We start from the raw sequence: 16,767 nt of genomic DNA, 5'->3' as shown, positions 1-16,767 counted from the left end.
TTCCTGTCAATCGCTACGATAGTATATGGAAGAAGCCCATCCAATGTTATTCGAAACGCATTTCAGCTCTATTCTGCATTATTATTTTTTCTGGCATGCTGGACAATAGACTGTCCCTCTGCCTCCTGTCACGATCCGCTCAAGCGTGCTTCCGCAGACTTTGCAATCTTCCCCTTTTCGCCCATACACATAAAGTTCAAGCTGAAACATGCCAATTTGCCCCTGGGAATTAACATAGGAGCGAATGGTGCTCCCTCCCTTATCAACCGCTTCCCTCAGGGTATCTGCAATCTCTTTGTGAAGTGTCTCCAATTCGCTTTTTGTTAAACTATTTGCCGCTCTTTCAGGATGTATTCGTGAACGGAATAATGCTTCATCGACATAAATATTTCCTAACCCTACGATCGTTTTCTGATCGAGAAGTGCAGTTTTGATATTGCGGTTGGTCCGTGCAAGTCTTGCAGCAAGATCTTCTGCCGTAAACTCTTCTCCAAATGGTTCCGGTCCCAGGTGTGCCAGCGGAAGAGTCTTAAATTCTTCACCCTTTGCATATAAGTGCATCGTTCCAAATTTACGGACATCCTTATATCTGAGCTCTGTGCCATCTGTAAAATGAAAAATCACATGAGTATGTTTATCAACAGGCTCTTCTTTTAAAAAAGTCCGTACCTGCCTTCCATTCTCAGATGGGACACAAGGGCATAATCAATGGTATAGAGTATTAGAAACTTTCCTCTCCTGCCAATGTCCTGAAAAATTTGGCCTGCTAAAGCATCCTTGAATTGAACAAGCTCTTCCGGATGCTTAACCATTTTGGGCCAGAAAACCGAAACATGTGCAATGGTTTTGCCGATGACCAATTCCTGCAATGTTCTTCTGACCGTTTCAACTTCAGGAAGTTCAGGCATGGTCCTCCCTCCTTTGTAAATCAGTTAAAAATGCTTTGGACTTTGCTTTATGATGTATATTGAATCCTGTTTGCCGGGGTGTTAATTTCCGCTGCAGGCACTCGCTTTCCGCGGGGCTTCCGGGAGCCTCCTCGGCGCTATGCACCTGTGGGGTCTCCCTGGGTTCGCCACTCCCGCAGGAGTCCCGCACCTTCCACTCCAATTAACACGATCTTTAATAGCACTTAGCATATCACAACAAGAAAAATCATATTAGGTGAATTACTTGCAAAGTAATTTCCTCAAAATCAACTTTTATTTCGCATCAAACCACGTTGGCCCAAAGGAATAATCCACTTTTAGCGGAACTTTCAATTCTACTGCATTTTCCATAACGTCCGGTACGATTTTTTTGAGCGTTTCTATTTCATCCTCTGGCACCTCAAAGATCAGTTCATCGTGAACCTGCAGCAGAAGGCGTGCTTTGAGTTCTTCTTTTCTTAGGCGGTCAGCCATGTCAATCATGGCTTTTTTTATTATATCGGCCGCGCTTCCCTGGATTGGTGTATTCATGGCGGTTCGTTCTGCAAAGCTTCGCAGGTTGAAGTTTCGGCTTGTGATTTCAGGCAGATACCTTCTTCTGTGAAGAAGGGTCGAGACATATCCCTTTTGTTTAGCATCATGGATAATATCATCCATATACTGCTTAACGCCAGGATAACTTTCCAGATAGCGGTCAATAAATTTACCCGCTTCTTTCCGTGTGATACCCAGGCTTTGGGACAGGCCATAATCACTGATTCCGTAGACAATTCCAAAGTTTACGGCCTTTGCATGGCGCCGCATATTGGATGTAACTTCATCGGCATTAACGTGGAATACTTCCATTGCCGTTTTCGTGTGAATATCCATATCTTCAATAAATGCTTCAATCAGCTTTTCATCATTCGCAATATGAGCCAGTACTCTCAGTTCAATCTGCGAGTAGTCTGCTGCAAAGATGGCCCAGCCAGGTTCTGAAGGGACAAATGCCTGCCTGATTTTTCTCCCTTCCTCCAGACGGATCGGAATATTCTGCAGGTTCGGATCTGTTGAGCTTAACCTTCCTGTCTGTGTAAGAGCCTGATTAAATCTGGTGTGGACTTTGCCTGTTTCATAGTTAACCACCTTAAGCAGGCCTTCAATATAAGTGGATTGAAGTTTGCCAAGCTGGCGGTAATGCAGAATGTCCCGGATAATTTCATGGCTGTTCTCTAGTTTCTCCAGAACATCAGCAGATGTGGAATACCCTGTTTTTGTTTTTTTAATGGCAGGCAGCCCTAATTTTTCAAAAAGGATCACACCGAGCTGTTTTGGAGAATTGATATTAAACGCTTCTCCGGCAAGCTCATGTATGCGCTTTTCGATTTCATCCAATTTGGAGAGCAGGTCTTGTCCCATTGTTTTCAGGCGCTCAAGATCCACTTTAATACCGGTTGATTCCATATCAGCCAAAATCAGAGACAGCGGCATTTCCAGGTCATAAAAAAGCTCGGATTGCTGGTTTTCCTTCAATTCACTATCCAATTTTTCCTTCAATGTCATCAAGGCCGCTGCTTTCCTTGCCAAATGCCCGGCGAGTTCCTTTTCTTCCGGAATCCGCCTTTTTGCTCCTTTTCCGTAAAAAGCTTCATCAGATTGAATCGCATTATAGCCATGATTTTTTGCTATAGAGGCCATATCTTCAATAGTCTGAGATGGGTTAATAAGATAAGAAGCAATATAAAGGTCAAAATCGGCACCTTTTAGATGAACTCCATGATGCCGGAGTGAGACTTCCGATCTTTTGGCATCATAGACTGTCTTCTTTTTCGTTTCATCTTCAGCCCACGTTTTAAAAACATCTGACTTTAAGGCCGTTTCTTTGGAGAAGAAAAATTCCCCTTATCATTCGCAACGGAAAAACCAATGATGTCTGCATAATGGTAATTATCTTCTAGAAGCTCAACATAAAATGCATTTTCATCGGTAAACATCTCTTCCTTAATCTCATCCGCAATGATAAATTCAATTTCTTCAAGTTTCTCTTCGACCGCTTCTGTGTCACCGCCCAGCTTTTCCAGTAAAGAGTTAAAGCCTAATTCTTTAAAGATGTTTATAACTTTTTCTTTATCAAAACCTTCATATTCAATATCTTCAATTTTAATTTCAACAGGGGCTTCTCTGGTGATAGTGGCAAGTTCTTTGCTCATTAAAGCTTGATCCCTGAATTCTTCCAGCTTTTCTTTCAGTTTTTTCCCGCTCACCTTATCAACAGAATCCAAGAGCTCTTCAAGGGTTCCAAACTCTTTCAGCAATTTAAGGGCTGTTTTTTCCCCAACTCCCGGAACTCCTGGGATATTATCGGAACTATCTCCCATTAGGCCTTTCATATCAATAATCCTGTCAGCTGTGATTCCGTATTTCTCTTCTATATGAGCTGGTGTGTATTCTTCAATGTCAGTAATGCCTTTGCGGGTAATGCTGACTGTTACAGCATCAGAACTTAACTGTGTTAAATCCTTATCCCCAGATATAACTTTAACTTCATAGCCATCTTTTTCGGCATGCAGGGACAGTGTTCCAATAATATCATCCGCTTCATAGTTTTCCAGTTCATATCTGGAAATCCCGTAAGCATCAAGAAGTTCTCTGATATAGGGGAACTGCTCTGATAGCTCAGGCGGTGTTTTCTGCCTTCCGCCTTTATACTCGCTGAAGGTTTTATGGCGGAAGGTTGTTTTTCCGGCATCGAACGCCACAAGAAGATGAGTTGGTTTTTCATCCTCGAGAATCCTTTGCAGCATCATGGTAAATCCGTAGACAGCATTTGTATGTATTCCTTTATCATTGTTTAAAAGCGGCAGAGCAAAAAATGCCCGATAAGCTATGCTGTTGCCATCAATCAGAACAAGCTTTTTTTATCCAACTAATATCTCCTCCTATCAGAAAAGCGGAAGGCGCCCGCTTAATAAAGGCACGCAGACTAAAAACGCCACGTCCTGTGGCAACGTCTGCATAACCCACATCCTCCCAAAAGCTATCGCTTTCGGTCGTGCGATGTTTATGCTGACGAAGCCTTCCATGTCCTGTGGGCCTCAAGCATATGACAAGCCGGCTGAAAGGGTGTTCTTTAACCTTTTAGACGGATTGGCCTAGACCCTAGAGCTGATGGCGCCTGAAGCTAGACAGTTATCTAACTAGAAAAGCGCAAGCGCCTTGCCCACAATAAAAAAGCCGTTATTTTCCTTTATTCTATCATGAGCAGATAGAGAAAGAAAAATAACGGCTTTTGGGTTAAAAATTATTAATCCGTATACCCCATCAGCAGTCGGGCATATGGTGAGTCCGAAGGGAGAACAATTACAGTTTCACCATTAATGGTCTTTTTATATGATTCTAGCGTGCGGTACAAGGAATAAAATTCAGGATCCTTTGAGAAGGCTTCGTTGTAGACTTTCGCAGCTCCCGCTTCTCCTTCCGCCCGGATCGTTTCAGCATCCGCCTGGGCCTTGGCCAGCATTTCCCTGACATTCCTGTCCGTTTCAGCAATGATGATATTCTTCTGGGCATCACCCTTGGACAAGTATTCCTGGGCTGTTGACTGGCGCTCTGAAATCATTCTGGTGTACACGGACTGTTCGTTTTCAGAAGGTAAATCTGTTCGTTTAATTCGTACATCTGTTACTGTGATTCCATAGTTATCATTAGAAAGCAATTCATTCACTTTAGTAGTAATTTGATCATTCAATGATCCCCTTGATGACTTTTCATCATTAATTATTTCATCATAATTCAGCCGGCCCAATTCGGAGCGGGTCACAGAGTAGATGAATTCTTCCATTCTGGCCTCCGCTCCCTCCAATGTTCTGGCATTTGAGATCATTTTCTTCGGGTCATCAATTTTCCATACTGCATAATTATCAATAATCATAACCTTTTTGTCCTTTGTATTGATTTCAGCTTCGGACACGTCATAAGTCATTTGGTATTTAGGGAGCGTGGTAACACTTTGGATAAATGGTATTTTGTATGTTAATCCAGGCTCGCTCTCAATCCGGACTACCTCTCCAAATTGACGGATGACCCTGTACTCCCCTTCCTTTACAATAAAAAGGTTGCTGAAAAGAATTACGAGTGCGGCAATGACAAGCACAAGGATGAGTCCAAGTTTGGTATAACTTTTCCACTGGAAATTCCCGCCCCGTTCATTGATATTTACCACATTTTGATCACTCATTATCCTCACCAGCTTCCTCTTTCGGTTTGGCCTGTTCTTTCTCAAGCGGCCTGATCGGGAAATATTTCATTGTATTTCCATCGTCATTCATAATGTAAATTTCAGCACCTGGAAGGACTTGCTCCAGCGTTTCAATGACAAGCCGCTCTCTTGTGATATCAGGATTATTCTTATATTCTCCATACAATTTATTAAATACTGCCACATCTCCACGTGCTCTTTCCAGACGGGCCGCTTTTTCACCTTCCGCTTTGGAGGCAAGAGCCTCCTTCTCACCTTCTGCTTCATTCATTCTCTGGTTCTTATATTTTTCTGCTTCATTTTTTTGGTATTGGCGGTTTCCCTCGCATCCGTTACATCCGTAAAGGCTTTTCTGACATCATCATTCGGCAGTTCCACATCCTGCAGTTTGACTGCAAGAACGGATATGCCAATATCATATTTGCCAATTAAAGAGGTTAGGAGCTCTCTGACATCCGCTTCAATTTCTGCTTTTCCTGAAGTTAGTGCATCATCAATTTTAGATCCCCCTATAATACTTCTTAAGGATGAGGAAGTAGCATCATATAGGATTTCTTCTGGATCTTCAGCATTATAAAGATATTTTTCCGGATTCGTAATTTTCCACTGTACCACCAGATCTGCCAGAACGATATTTTCATCACCGGTTATCATCTTTGTCTCATCAGGAAAATCCTTTATTTCTCCATCCTTTTCTTCATATCCAAACTGGAGCGAAAAGGTTTCCTTTGAAAGCTTCTCCACGGTTTGGACAGGCCATGGCAGTTTGAAATGAAGTCCCGGCTCCGTAATGCCTTCCTCCACTTTCCCAAATGTTAAAATGACTGCCTGATCCGATTCATCGACGGTGTACCATGTTGTAAAGGCAACTATACTTAAAATAACAATTGCCAGAATTAGCCCTGCGATTGTATAAATCCGCTTTAAGCTGACCATTTCTCTCTCCCTTCCCTAGCACTCTTTCTATAACTTTTCATACGATTTATTTACGTAAAGGTTTCATAAATATGACAAAAGTTCAAGAAAGAAGGAAAATCAGCAAAAATGAAAAAGGCGAAAGCGGGGTCAGCTTTCACCTTTTTCTATGGCTCCTTGGATGAAGGGGTTTAACAATTATGATTTTATCAGCGGAATGTAAAGGGGACATAAATCTGCTGTAAAAATAATGTAAAGATAAACCTGCCACTTCACCCATTTTTTTCATTATTCATTTTGGGAAGTTCAATTATAAAGGAGGTACCTTTGCCGACCTCACTTTTTACTGAGATGGATCCTTTATGTGCTTCAACCAGATGCTTAACGATGGCAAGGCCCAGTCCTGTACCGCCTGAATTCCTGCTTCTAGCTTTATCCACCCGATAAAAACGTTCAAAAATACGAGGAATTTCACTGGCTTCAATTCCAATCCCCGTATCCCTTATTTCAGTCAAAACTGTGCTGCCGGTCTTTGCTGCTGAAATATAGATGACTCCCTGATTCGGCGTATAAGAAATTGCATTGGATATGATATTTATAAACACCTGCTTAAGCCGGTGAATATCACCTTCGATATATACCGGCTTTTCATCTCTCTGATATTTAAAAACAATTTCCTTTTCTGCTGCTTTCCCTTTCATAATGGCCATCACATCTTCGAGTACATCAGTCAGGTCCAGCTGCTGAATGGAAAGGCTGAATCCTTGCTTTTCGATTTTCGATAGATCCAGCAAATCCTGAATAAGAGATTGAAGCCGGTCACTCTCCTTCAAAATGATACTGAGGAAATCATTTAAAGCCTGTTTGTCTTCCATCGCACCATCCAAAAGAGTTTCCGAAAAACCCTTTATCGAAGTTATAGGTGTTTTCAATTCATGGGAAACGTTTGCTACAAAATCCTTCCTCATCTGCTCAAGCTTTTTCAGTTCTGTAATATCATGAAAAACAAGTAAAATCCCTTTCCATTCATCATTCGTGCCAATAATCGGGACTCCATATACTTCAAAGTAACGTCTTTCGATATTGACGGGAATAATAAGCTGTTTTTTTACTTTCTGCTCAGTCATGAAAATTTCTTCGACCATTTCGGTAATACCTTTGTGCTCAATCACTTCATAATAGAGTTTATAAAGATATTCGGAAGGATTTACATTGAAAACCTCTTTATATGGCCGGTTCATTAAATTAATATAGCCTCTGCTGTCAATAAGAATCAGGCCGCTTCCCATGTTTTCAATGAGAGCCCCAAGCCGGTCCTGCTGCATTTCCTGGGACTTCACCATTTCCTGAAGATTCCTCGCCAATACATTGATAGACTTACTAAGCATACCTGTTTCGTCTTCCTGGTCTTCATATGTTCTTGCACGGTAGTTTCCCTTTGTAAGTTCAATTGCAACCTTTGTAGCTGACTCGATAGGTTTTGTATACCGTGCGGTAATTCTTGATCCAAGCAGAATAATCACAAATAAAGAAAGCCCCAGGCTGATAGTCAAAATCCACCAAATCTGCTGGTAAGCCTTTTGGAATTCAGCCATCTTTGTGCTTAAGAAGATATAGCCGTCCTTCTCGCCATTTATTATGACAGGCTGCCAATAATAGTGCAGGTTAAACCCTCCGGCCACTTCCAATCCTGATTCATTTGCAGATTCCTTTTTTAGTACTTCTAATATAATTTCCTGATGCCTGCTTTGTGTTGTCTCACTTTTAACGCTGCTGTCCAATAGTATTCTGCCCTGGCCATCCGTAACTGTTACACGCAAATCAAGAATGTCCCCGAACTCATTGATTTTGTCAATACTTAGGGATCCAATGCCCCCGTTGCCCTCAACATAGCTCGATACCAGTTCAGACTCTTTTTGCAGACGTGCATCAAATGTTTGTAAATAATAGCTTTTAAAAAGCTGGCCTAAAAGAAGGCCCAACGCAATTAAAACAACCAGAATTAAAGTGAGCAATGCGAATAGCAGGCGGGTGCGAAACGTGTTCATTCTCCTTTAGGCTCCTCCAATTTGTAGCCCAGTCCGCGAATGGTCTTTATATATACAGGTTTTTTAGTGTTGGTTTCAATCTTCTCTCTTAAATGGCTAATATGTACATCAACGATTCTTGTGTCTCCCGCAAAATCATAATTCCAAACTGCGCTAAGAAGCTGATCCCTTGTAAGAACACGGCTCTTATTCTTGGCAAGATATAATAGCAATTCAAATTCCTTCGGAGTTAATTCAAGGAGTTCATCTTCAAAATAAGCTTCATAATGCTGCGGAAATATCTTCAGGCCGCCAATCCGCAAAGAATCGCCATCTTCTGTTTTCTCCTCAGCAGCCTCAGGAACAAATTGAGTTCTCCTTAAGATGGCTTTAACTCTGGCAACCACTTCCCGGGGGCTGAAAGGCTTTGTCATGTAATCATCCGCACCCAGTTCAAGGCCAAGGACCTTATCAAATTCATCATCCTTGGCAGTCAGCATTAAAATAGGTGTCGCAATTTTCTGCTGTCTAAGCTGTTTGCATACTTCAATTCCATCAAGCTTTGGAAGCATAAGATCAAGTACAATTAGATCCGGCTTTTCAGAAATGGCCAAATCTTTTCCCTCCTGGCCATCCATGGCTGTGATCACTTCATAGCCCGCCTGCTGCAGGTTATATTGAAGTAAAGTTACGATAGATTGTTCGTCATCTACAACTAGAATTTTCTTATCCATACGATCCTCCGAGTGAATGAATTACCCCTGTTTTGAAACCTCAGCTGAAACAGCACCATTGGAGTGTCAGCGATCTTTATAAAAGCAGGTATCCCTCCTGCCTATCAAACCCCTATTTGCCATATACCTTTATTATAATATATTTCATGATTTTTTTCGGATCAATTGTTGGATAAGACTGGATTCATAAAAAAAGATGTGCGTCTTCTGCACATCTTTTTACTATCAGAAATTATCCAGAGCATTCCCATCCATTGGCTGAGGCTTGTATGGCGGGCATATAAGGAGCTGTCCGTTAATAACCGTCTGATCCTCTTCATTTGTTCCCTGTACCTTAATTTGTACGGTGTGACTTGACGTGTTCACTTCTGTTACCTCGAATAAAAATTGAACGGTGCCATAATGATAGACAGGCTTCACATACTCGATCTCCTGCTTTAAAACATGGCTTCCTGGCCCCGGCAAATATTTTGATATGGCAGAGTTAATGATGCCATTCAGCATAACACTTGGCACAATCGGCTTTTTATAAGGTGTTTGTGAGGCATAGTCATGCTGGATATATAAAGGGTTTGCATCGTTCGTTAAGCCCAGGTACAGCAATAGGTCCTTATCTTCTATTTTTTCTGTAAGCGTCAGTTTTTCACCAACAGAAATTTCATCAATGGTTCTTCCCAGTTTTCTTTTCTTTCCAAGCAGCATATCTTAGCACCTCCAAGTATTGTAACCGTTTACATAGTTGCTGTAAAAAAATAGACTGTAAAATATTTTAAATTATTCAGTCTATTTTTTATATGATATCATTTTATACTATTTCCCAAAAGAGCTTCCAGTAAAAAAATTCGGAGAGCCGACCCCGAATTTTTTTACTATTTATTTTTCAAAGTTATTGACTAGCTTAAGAATTCTGCACGTTGATTTCAGCACGGGTCACTTGCTTTCTGGGGGCGGGCGGTGCGCCGCCTCGCCGCTCCTGCGCCTGTGTAGTCTCACCAGGACATTGAATAATCTCCCTTGAATCAACACCGTACAAAGGAAATGCAATAGCATTTTCGAGGTTCAAGTGACCTCCGCTCCAATCAAATCAGCGATTAAACTGAGACTGCTGCAGTGAAAACACTAGCCATCTTTCCTTAGTACGCTAAAACTTCCATTACCTTGCGAACTGAATCTGCCGATTTATCGAGGGCAGCTTTTTCCTCGCTTGTCAGTTCAAGTTCTATTATTTTTTCAATACCGTTTGCACCAAGGATTGCAGGCACACCCAGATAGATTCCTTCGTAGCCATATTCTCCTTCAAGGTAAGCAATGGAAGGCAATACACGTCGCTGATCTTTAAGGATAGCTTCACACATTTCCACAAGGGAAGCAGCCGGAGCATAGTATGCACTTCCGTTGCCTAATAAGTTGACGATTTCTCCGCCGCCTTTACGCGTGCGCTCAACTATGGCATCAAGACGATCTTTTGAAATTAATGTTTCCAAAGGAATGCCGCCTGCATATGAATAGCGGACTAGCGGAACCATATCATCACCGTGTCCGCCAAGTACGAATCCTGTAATGTCTTTAACAGACAAATTCAGTTCCTGGGCCACAAATGTGCGGAAGCGGGCTGTATCAAGAACGCCCGATTGACCAATTACACGGTTTTTGGGGAAGCCTGATTCTTTGAAGACTGTATAGGTCATCGCATCAACTGGATTAGTCAGGACAACAATATAGCTATTTGGGGAATGTTTTACAATCTCCTGAGCTACGCTTTTCATAATCTTCTGGTTCGTTTGAACAAGGTCGTCCCGGCTCATGCCTGGCTTCCTGGCTATGCCTGCTGTAATAACGACAATGTCAGAGTCCTTTGTATCTTCATAGCTGGAAGTACCCGTGATGTTCGCATCGAATCCTTGAACAGGACTTGCTTCAAGCATATCAAGAGCTTTACCCTTTGTCGGGTTTTCCATTTGCGGAATATCGACCAGCACAACGTCTCCAAGTTCCTTTTGGGCAAGCAAAAATGCGGTTGTCGCTCCAGTAAATCCCCCACCGATTACAGAAATCTTTTTGCGTTTCAATGACATGAGCAGTTCCTCCTTTAGGAAATGAAAGTATCAGGAATTTGCATTCCTTATGAAAAAGAGGCTGTTTTATTAAAACAGCCATCCTATTAGCTTTACACATTCATCACTTACAAAAATCGCCAGCTGCCCAGCTGCAGAAGTTTCCCCAAGAAGCAATCCAAATAACACTGCAGAAATAGTATATTAGCCAAAAGCGCCTTTTATTAAAGGCGCTTTTGTTTTTTACTCCATATTTTTAATTAATTCGTCTGCAAACTCTGAGCATTTCACTTCAGTTGCTCCATCCATTAGACGGGCAAAATCGTATGTTACGACTTTTGAAGCGATAGATTTTTCCATAGATTTAACGATCATGTTTGCAGCTTCGTTCCATCCAAGGTGTTCAAGCATTAATACACCTGAAAGAATAACAGAAGAAGGGTTAACCTTATCAAGGCCAGCATACTTTGGAGCTGTACCATGAGTTGCTTCGAAGATCGCATGTCCAGTTTCATAGTTAATGTTTGCTCCTGGAGCAATACCAATGCCGCCAACCTGTGCAGCAAGTGCGTCAGAAATATAATCGCCGTTCAAGTTCATTGTCGCAACAACATCAAACTCTTTTGGACGGGTAAGGATCTGCTGAAGGAAAATATCAGCAATCGCATCTTTAACGATAATTTTGCCAGCAGCTTCTGCATCTGCCTGTGCTTTGTTCGCTGCTTCAACACCCTGCTCATCTTTAATGCGGTCATATTGAGCCCAAGTGAATACTTTTTCTCCGTACTCCCTTTCAGCAAGCTCATAACCCCAGTTTTTAAAGGCACCCTCAGTAAATTTCATGATATTGCCTTTATGTACAAGTGTTAGAGATTTGCGGCCTTCTTTAATTGCATACTCGATGGCAGCGCGTACAAGACGGCTAGTTCCTTCTTCTGAAACAGGCTTAATGCCGATGCCTGAAGTTTCTGGGAAGCGGATCTTATTAACGCCCATTTCATCCTGAAGGAATGAAATTAGCTTTTTAACCTCATCAGAGCCTTTTGCATACTCAATGCCAGCATAAATATCTTCAGTATTTTCACGGAAAATAACCATGTCAGTATCCTGAGGGCGCTTAACTGGAGAAGGAACACCTTCAAACCAGCGAACCGGACGCAGGCACACAAATAGGTCAAGCTCCTGGCGAAGCGCAACATTCAGGGAACGGATGCCGCCGCCGATTGGCGTTGTTAATGGTCCTTTAATCGCAATTAGATATTCATTAATCACATCAAGTGTTTCAGAAGGAAGCCACTCACCAGTCTGATTGAAAGCTTTTTCTCCTGCTAATACTTCTTTCCAGACAAGCTTGCGCTCACCATTATAGGCTTTTTCAACTGATGCATCCAATACACGGGAAGCTGCTGCCCAAATATCAGGACCTGTTCCGTCTCCTTCAATAAAAGGAACGATTGGATTGTTTGGTACATTTAATACACCATTAGTAACTGTGATTTTTTCACCTTGCATTGTTATACCCTCCATTTTGAAAAGTGCGAGCATCAGCCTTTATTTTTATATAGTTTCGGCACGATGCTGCATCAGTATATCAGAATCAAAGGTTAGAAGGCATTTGCCCCTAACCTTTTCCCTGCTCTCTCTATTACAGCAATTTTTTGATAAAAAGTAAAATGCTGAGTAGTAATTAGTTCTATTAATCTGCTTTTTAAAGACCTCTTTGCTCTACTGGAACGAATTTTTGCATTCCCGGGCCTGTATAGTCAGCACGCGGGCGGATCAGACGATTATTTTCATATTGTTCGAGAATATGGGCCAGCCAGCCGGATACGCGGCTTACAGCGAAAATCGGCGTGAACAGATCGTGGTCGATTCCCAGGCTGTGGTATACAGATGCAGAATAGAAGTCGACATTTGGCGGAAGTTTTTTCTCTCCGGTAACAATCGCTTCAATTTGCGTGGACATTTCGTACCAGTGTGGTTCCCCGGTAAGTTCTGTAAGCTTTTTGGACATTTCTCTTAAGTGCTTGGCACGAGGGTCGCCCTGACGGTATACACGATGTCCAAATCCCATGATTTTCTCTTTCTTTTCAAGCTTTTCACGGATATATGGCTCCACATTTTCAAGAGTGCTGATATCAGTAAGCATTTTCATTACCGCCTCATTGGCACCGCCATGCAAAGGCCCTTTTAAAGCGCCAATTGCAGCTGTAACTCCGGAATAGATATCTGACAATGTGGCTACACATACACGTGCAGTAAAAGTGGAAGCATTTAGTTCATGGTCTGCATGAAGAACCAGCGCTTTATTAAATGCTTCAATTGCGATTGGTTCAGGCTCTTTGCCTGTAAGCATGTATAGGAAGTTGGCTGCAAATCCAAGATCTGTTCTAGGAGCAATTGGCTCAAGGCCTTTTCTTACTCTAGCAAATGCCGTTACGATAGCAGGCATTTTAGCTTGAAGGCGAATTGCTTTTTTATAATTTGCTTCTTCACCCATCTGGTCTGCTTCTTCATCATAAAGTCCCAATAGAGACACTGCAGAACGCAGAGCAGCCATTGGATGCACTTTGTCAATTGGATATGTTTTAAAATGGTTCAGAACTTCCTCTGGAAGAGAGTAGTTTGCTGCAAGCTGACTCTTCAACTCATCCAGCTGGGATTGAGTAGGAAGCTTTCTGTGCCATAAAAGATAAATAACCTCTTCAAAGCTTGCATTTTCAGCCAAATCATCAATATTGTAGCCTGCATAGGTTAATGTATCGTCTATGATGGAGCTGATAGACGAAGTAGTAGCTACTACCCCTTCAAGACCGCGTGTTACTGTCATACCGAATCTCTCCTTTACATAATAAAATTTCCCCATACCCATTTTTGTCTGTACATTAAACATAAGTAAGCCGAACCTGATTTTTCATTTTTCAGAAAAGCTTCCTTGTCATGTCCACATTCTGTTTTATCTTTACTATGAACACTTTTATAGGGCTGCTGGAGCCATTGCAAAGTCGGCTGTATTAGCCGATCTACAGACCAAAACCATGAAAGGTGAAACTTCCATTTAGTGAAAGGGCACTCCACGATATACGGAAGAAATAAACTTTCTTTTGGCATGCATTCCATCGAGCGGTTGCTCGGTACTCTTTAAAAAAAGAAAATGCTTACATTTTTTTCTGAATAGAAAAAATAAAATATATTAATAACATTTTAATAGAGCTTAACTGAATATAATAGGTACCGTGAAATAGGTTACGCTTACAAGTCCTATTATAAACAATTATCTGACTTTTGTGAATGAAAAGCACTTAAAATGTTAAAAAATATTATTTTCCAAAAAAAGTTTATTTACAATAATGCCCAAGGGCAATGAAAAACCTTTTGAATCCTTCATTTAAAGAGTTCAAAGATTTTCATTGCCATATACGCAATTCCTGCCCCTATCAGAGGACCGACGGCAACACCTTTAAAAAGGGAAACAGCAAGTATGGTCCCAAGAACAAGAGCAGTTGTTATATGAGGGTCTTCAGCCAGCAGAACGATGCCGCCTTTTGCCAAAAGCGCAACTGCAATCCCTGAGACAAGGGCAACCCATGCATAAGGGGACTTGAACGCTCCACCTAAATCCCGGAAGCCGATTTCACCGCTTGCTATAGGCGCCAGGACAGCGATTGTAATTATGGTTACGCCCCAGTTAATCCCTTTGGACTGCAGGAATGAAAAGGCTTTTGAATCGAGGCCGGCTGCTTTAAGGACAATCAATACAAAGACAGCAATGATCAATGATTGATTTTTTGCTATTACACCAATACCCAGCAATAGAATCAAAAAAATGAGCGATTGGGAAAACATTTGCTAATTCACCTGCCAGCTTTCTATATTATCGTAGCATAATTTAATTCATTTTAATAATTTCTGAGTTCTTTACCGGATTTTAATAAATAGAATAAGTATTACTAGACAATAGCTAATTATTTTTAGCTTCATCAAAATTGATGTATGATATGACTAATAACATTACATAAAAACGGCAGCTGCAATGACTTAGTCTGTTCTAATTAAATAAGGAGGCTATTACTTGAACCCGGCATATATCTATCGGACCGTAAGATTTTTCTTTGTTATTGGAGTAGTGATCTTAAGTCTCTATGCTTTCTTATATTTATCCAAAGTGACTTACCCTTTCATTATTGGACTGGCCATTGCCTTTCTAATTAATCCCTTTGTCAACATGATGGAAGTTAAATGGAAAATTCCCAGGGCTCTTGCAGTCCTCATTGCTTTGATTCTTATCTTTGCCATTTTTGCTGGATTAATCACATTGCTGGTGGCAGAGATCGTATCAGGTGCAGATTATTTGGCAAAAGTAGTACCGCAGCACCTCGATACTTTAATTGACTTCATTGAGCAGTTCTTTGCTGGGCAAATCATTCCTCTTTATAACCAGCTTGCCAGTTTATTTAATAATCTTGGCACAGGCCAGCAGGATACCATAATGACGAACATAGAAAATGTCGGGAAGCAATTTGGCTCCACTCTGGGAGATTTTATCCAGGCATTCTTCGAGAAAATCCCAAATATCCTTTCCTGGTTTCCCAATGCAGCAACTGTCCTGATATTCTCGCTGCTGGCCACTTTTTTCATCAGCAAGGATTGGCATAGGCTTTCAGGCCTCTTCAGCCGCATACTGCCCAGCCGTGCAAAAAAGAGCGGCAGAACTGTATTTGCCGATCTGCAGAAGGCCTTGTTTGGCTTTGTCAAGGCACAGGCTACCTTAGTATCTATCACGACTGTTATCATACTTGCCGGACTGCTGATTTTGCGTGTCGATTATGCTATTACAATTGCACTGGTGACTGGCCTTGTCGATATAATACCCTATCTCGGAACAGGGCTGGTTTTTGTGCCATGGATCATCTATGAAGCAATCGGCGGAGAAATGAGCAGGGCAATCGGACTTGGCATTCTTTATATCATCGTATTGGTACAACGGCAGATTATGGAGCCAAAGATCCTTTCATCAAGTATTGGACTTGATCCTTTAGCTACCCTGATTGCTTTATTTGTCGGTTTTAAACTGATTGGATTTCTGGGCTTAATCGCCGGGCCGGTTACTCTTGTACTCATCACAACTCTTCATAAAGCTGGAGTATTCAGGGATATCTGGTTGTTTATAAAAGGCAATGAGGAAGCAGATTAAGATGATGATCTGAATGTGGGCATCCCTTAATCTTAATCAGGCTATGTAATGGATTGCCTATTTGGCACTTGCATAATCAAAAGTGTGAATGCGTCCGAAAATAAAATGGCCAATAAAATAAACAAGCCGCTCCAATTTAAAGGAGCGGCTTTATATATAGCTTTTTTCACCTGATTATCGTGATTGTTCCCTTGTTCATCCATTTTTTCAGACCTATATACAGGATGTTTTTAAGTACTTTTCTTGCAGAAGGAAGAAGCAATGTAAATCCTAATGCATCTGTAATGAATCCCGGTGCAAGAAGCAGGGTGCCTCCAATAAGGATGCAGGCCCCATCAAGAATGGCATCTCCAGGCATTTGCCCGCAGCGCAGCTGATCCTGTATTTTTCTGATTGTTTCAAGACCCTGTTTTTTGGCCAGATAAGCACCGAGAACGCCTGTAAACAAGATAACCGCAAGAGTAGGCCATAGACCAATTGTGTTCCCTGATAGCAGTAAAACACCAATTTCAGCAGCAGGAACGATTATCATCAGCAAGAGAATGTAGCGCATCAAGCCACCTCTATTTTTTGTATAAGACTTACCTTTATTATACCAAACATGAAACTGAGAATATAACAATTTGTCTGTCCCAGGAATCCAAAAAAAGAAGGGCGACCCCTTCCTTTTTTAATCC

General features: G+C 41.5%; 10 protein-coding genes and 3 pseudogenes. 1 reads left to right on the top strand and 12 read right to left on the bottom strand.

Translation table 11 applies throughout. The features are described from left to right. Positions 1-81: 81 nt before the first annotated feature. From mutM to M5V91_RS27440, 11 genes and pseudogenes are all read right to left on the bottom strand, one after another. Positions 82-908 (bottom strand): annotated as a pseudogene (gene mutM / locus M5V91_RS27490) (DNA-formamidopyrimidine glycosylase). 294 nt (positions 909-1,202) lie between these two features. Further along, positions 1,203-3,814 (bottom strand): annotated as a pseudogene (gene polA, locus M5V91_RS27485) (DNA polymerase I). A 398-nt stretch (positions 3,815-4,212) separates the two neighbouring features. Then, complete coding sequence (gene hflC, locus M5V91_RS27480) at positions 4,213-5,145, bottom strand: protease modulator HflC (RefSeq protein ID WP_009333229.1); 933 nt, start codon at positions 5,143-5,145, stop codon at positions 4,213-4,215. Beyond that, positions 5,138-6,102: pseudogene (gene hflK, locus M5V91_RS27475) on the bottom strand (FtsH protease activity modulator HflK). Before hflK ends, hflC begins: the two are co-directional and overlap by 8 nt. Before the next feature lie 251 nt (positions 6,103-6,353). Further along, positions 6,354-8,129 (bottom strand): two-component system histidine kinase PnpS, encoded by a 1,776-nt coding sequence (gene pnpS / locus M5V91_RS27470; RefSeq protein WP_009333231.1) that lies wholly within the window; start codon positions 8,127-8,129, stop codon positions 6,354-6,356. Further along, positions 8,126-8,842 (bottom strand): response regulator transcription factor, encoded by a 717-nt coding sequence (locus tag M5V91_RS27465; protein WP_009333232.1) that lies wholly within the window; start codon positions 8,840-8,842, stop codon positions 8,126-8,128. Before M5V91_RS27465 ends, pnpS begins: the two co-directional genes overlap by 4 nt. Positions 8,843-9,067: 225 nt before the next feature. Beyond that, complete coding sequence (locus M5V91_RS27460; RefSeq protein ID WP_009333233.1) at positions 9,068-9,544, bottom strand: MaoC/PaaZ C-terminal domain-containing protein; 477 nt, start codon at positions 9,542-9,544, stop codon at positions 9,068-9,070. A gap of 431 nt (positions 9,545-9,975) precedes the next feature. Continuing rightward, the gene (mdh, locus tag M5V91_RS27455) at positions 9,976-10,917 is read right to left on the bottom strand and encodes a malate dehydrogenase (RefSeq protein ID WP_009333234.1); all 942 of its coding nucleotides are present in this window, start codon (positions 10,915-10,917) and stop codon (positions 9,976-9,978) included. 222 nt (positions 10,918-11,139) lie between these two features. After that, a complete protein-coding gene (gene icd / locus M5V91_RS27450) occupies positions 11,140-12,408 on the bottom strand; it encodes an NADP-dependent isocitrate dehydrogenase (RefSeq protein ID WP_009333235.1) in 1,269 nt (422 codons plus the stop codon). 196 nt (positions 12,409-12,604) lie between these two features. Then, a complete protein-coding gene (gene citZ / locus M5V91_RS27445; protein WP_034296644.1) occupies positions 12,605-13,726 on the bottom strand; it encodes a citrate synthase in 1,122 nt (373 codons plus the stop codon). Positions 13,727-14,280: 554 nt separating this feature from the next. Beyond that, positions 14,281-14,742, bottom strand: coding sequence for a DUF441 domain-containing protein (locus M5V91_RS27440; protein WP_009333237.1), 462 nt, complete (start codon positions 14,740-14,742; stop codon positions 14,281-14,283). A 226-nt stretch (positions 14,743-14,968) separates the two neighbouring features. Between M5V91_RS27440 and ytvI the strand changes: the two genes are divergently transcribed. After that, on the top strand, positions 14,969-16,090 hold the full coding sequence (gene ytvI, locus M5V91_RS27435; RefSeq protein WP_009333238.1) for a sporulation integral membrane protein YtvI: 1,122 nt from the start codon (positions 14,969-14,971) through the stop codon (positions 16,088-16,090). A 166-nt stretch (positions 16,091-16,256) separates the two neighbouring features. Here ytvI and M5V91_RS27430 read toward each other — a convergent pair whose 3' ends face one another. Continuing rightward, the gene (locus tag M5V91_RS27430; protein ID WP_009333239.1) at positions 16,257-16,643 is read right to left on the bottom strand and encodes an FxsA family protein; all 387 of its coding nucleotides are present in this window, start codon (positions 16,641-16,643) and stop codon (positions 16,257-16,259) included. Between the last annotated feature and the right edge of the window lie 124 nt (positions 16,644-16,767).

Source organism: Cytobacillus pseudoceanisediminis (genome assembly GCF_023516215.1).
In the GTDB taxonomy this organism is placed as follows: Bacteria; Bacillota; Bacilli; order Bacillales; family Cytobacillaceae; genus Cytobacillus; species Cytobacillus pseudoceanisediminis.
The sequence above is the reverse complement of the archived record's forward strand: the minus strand, read 5'-3'. Positions and strand labels throughout refer to the sequence as shown.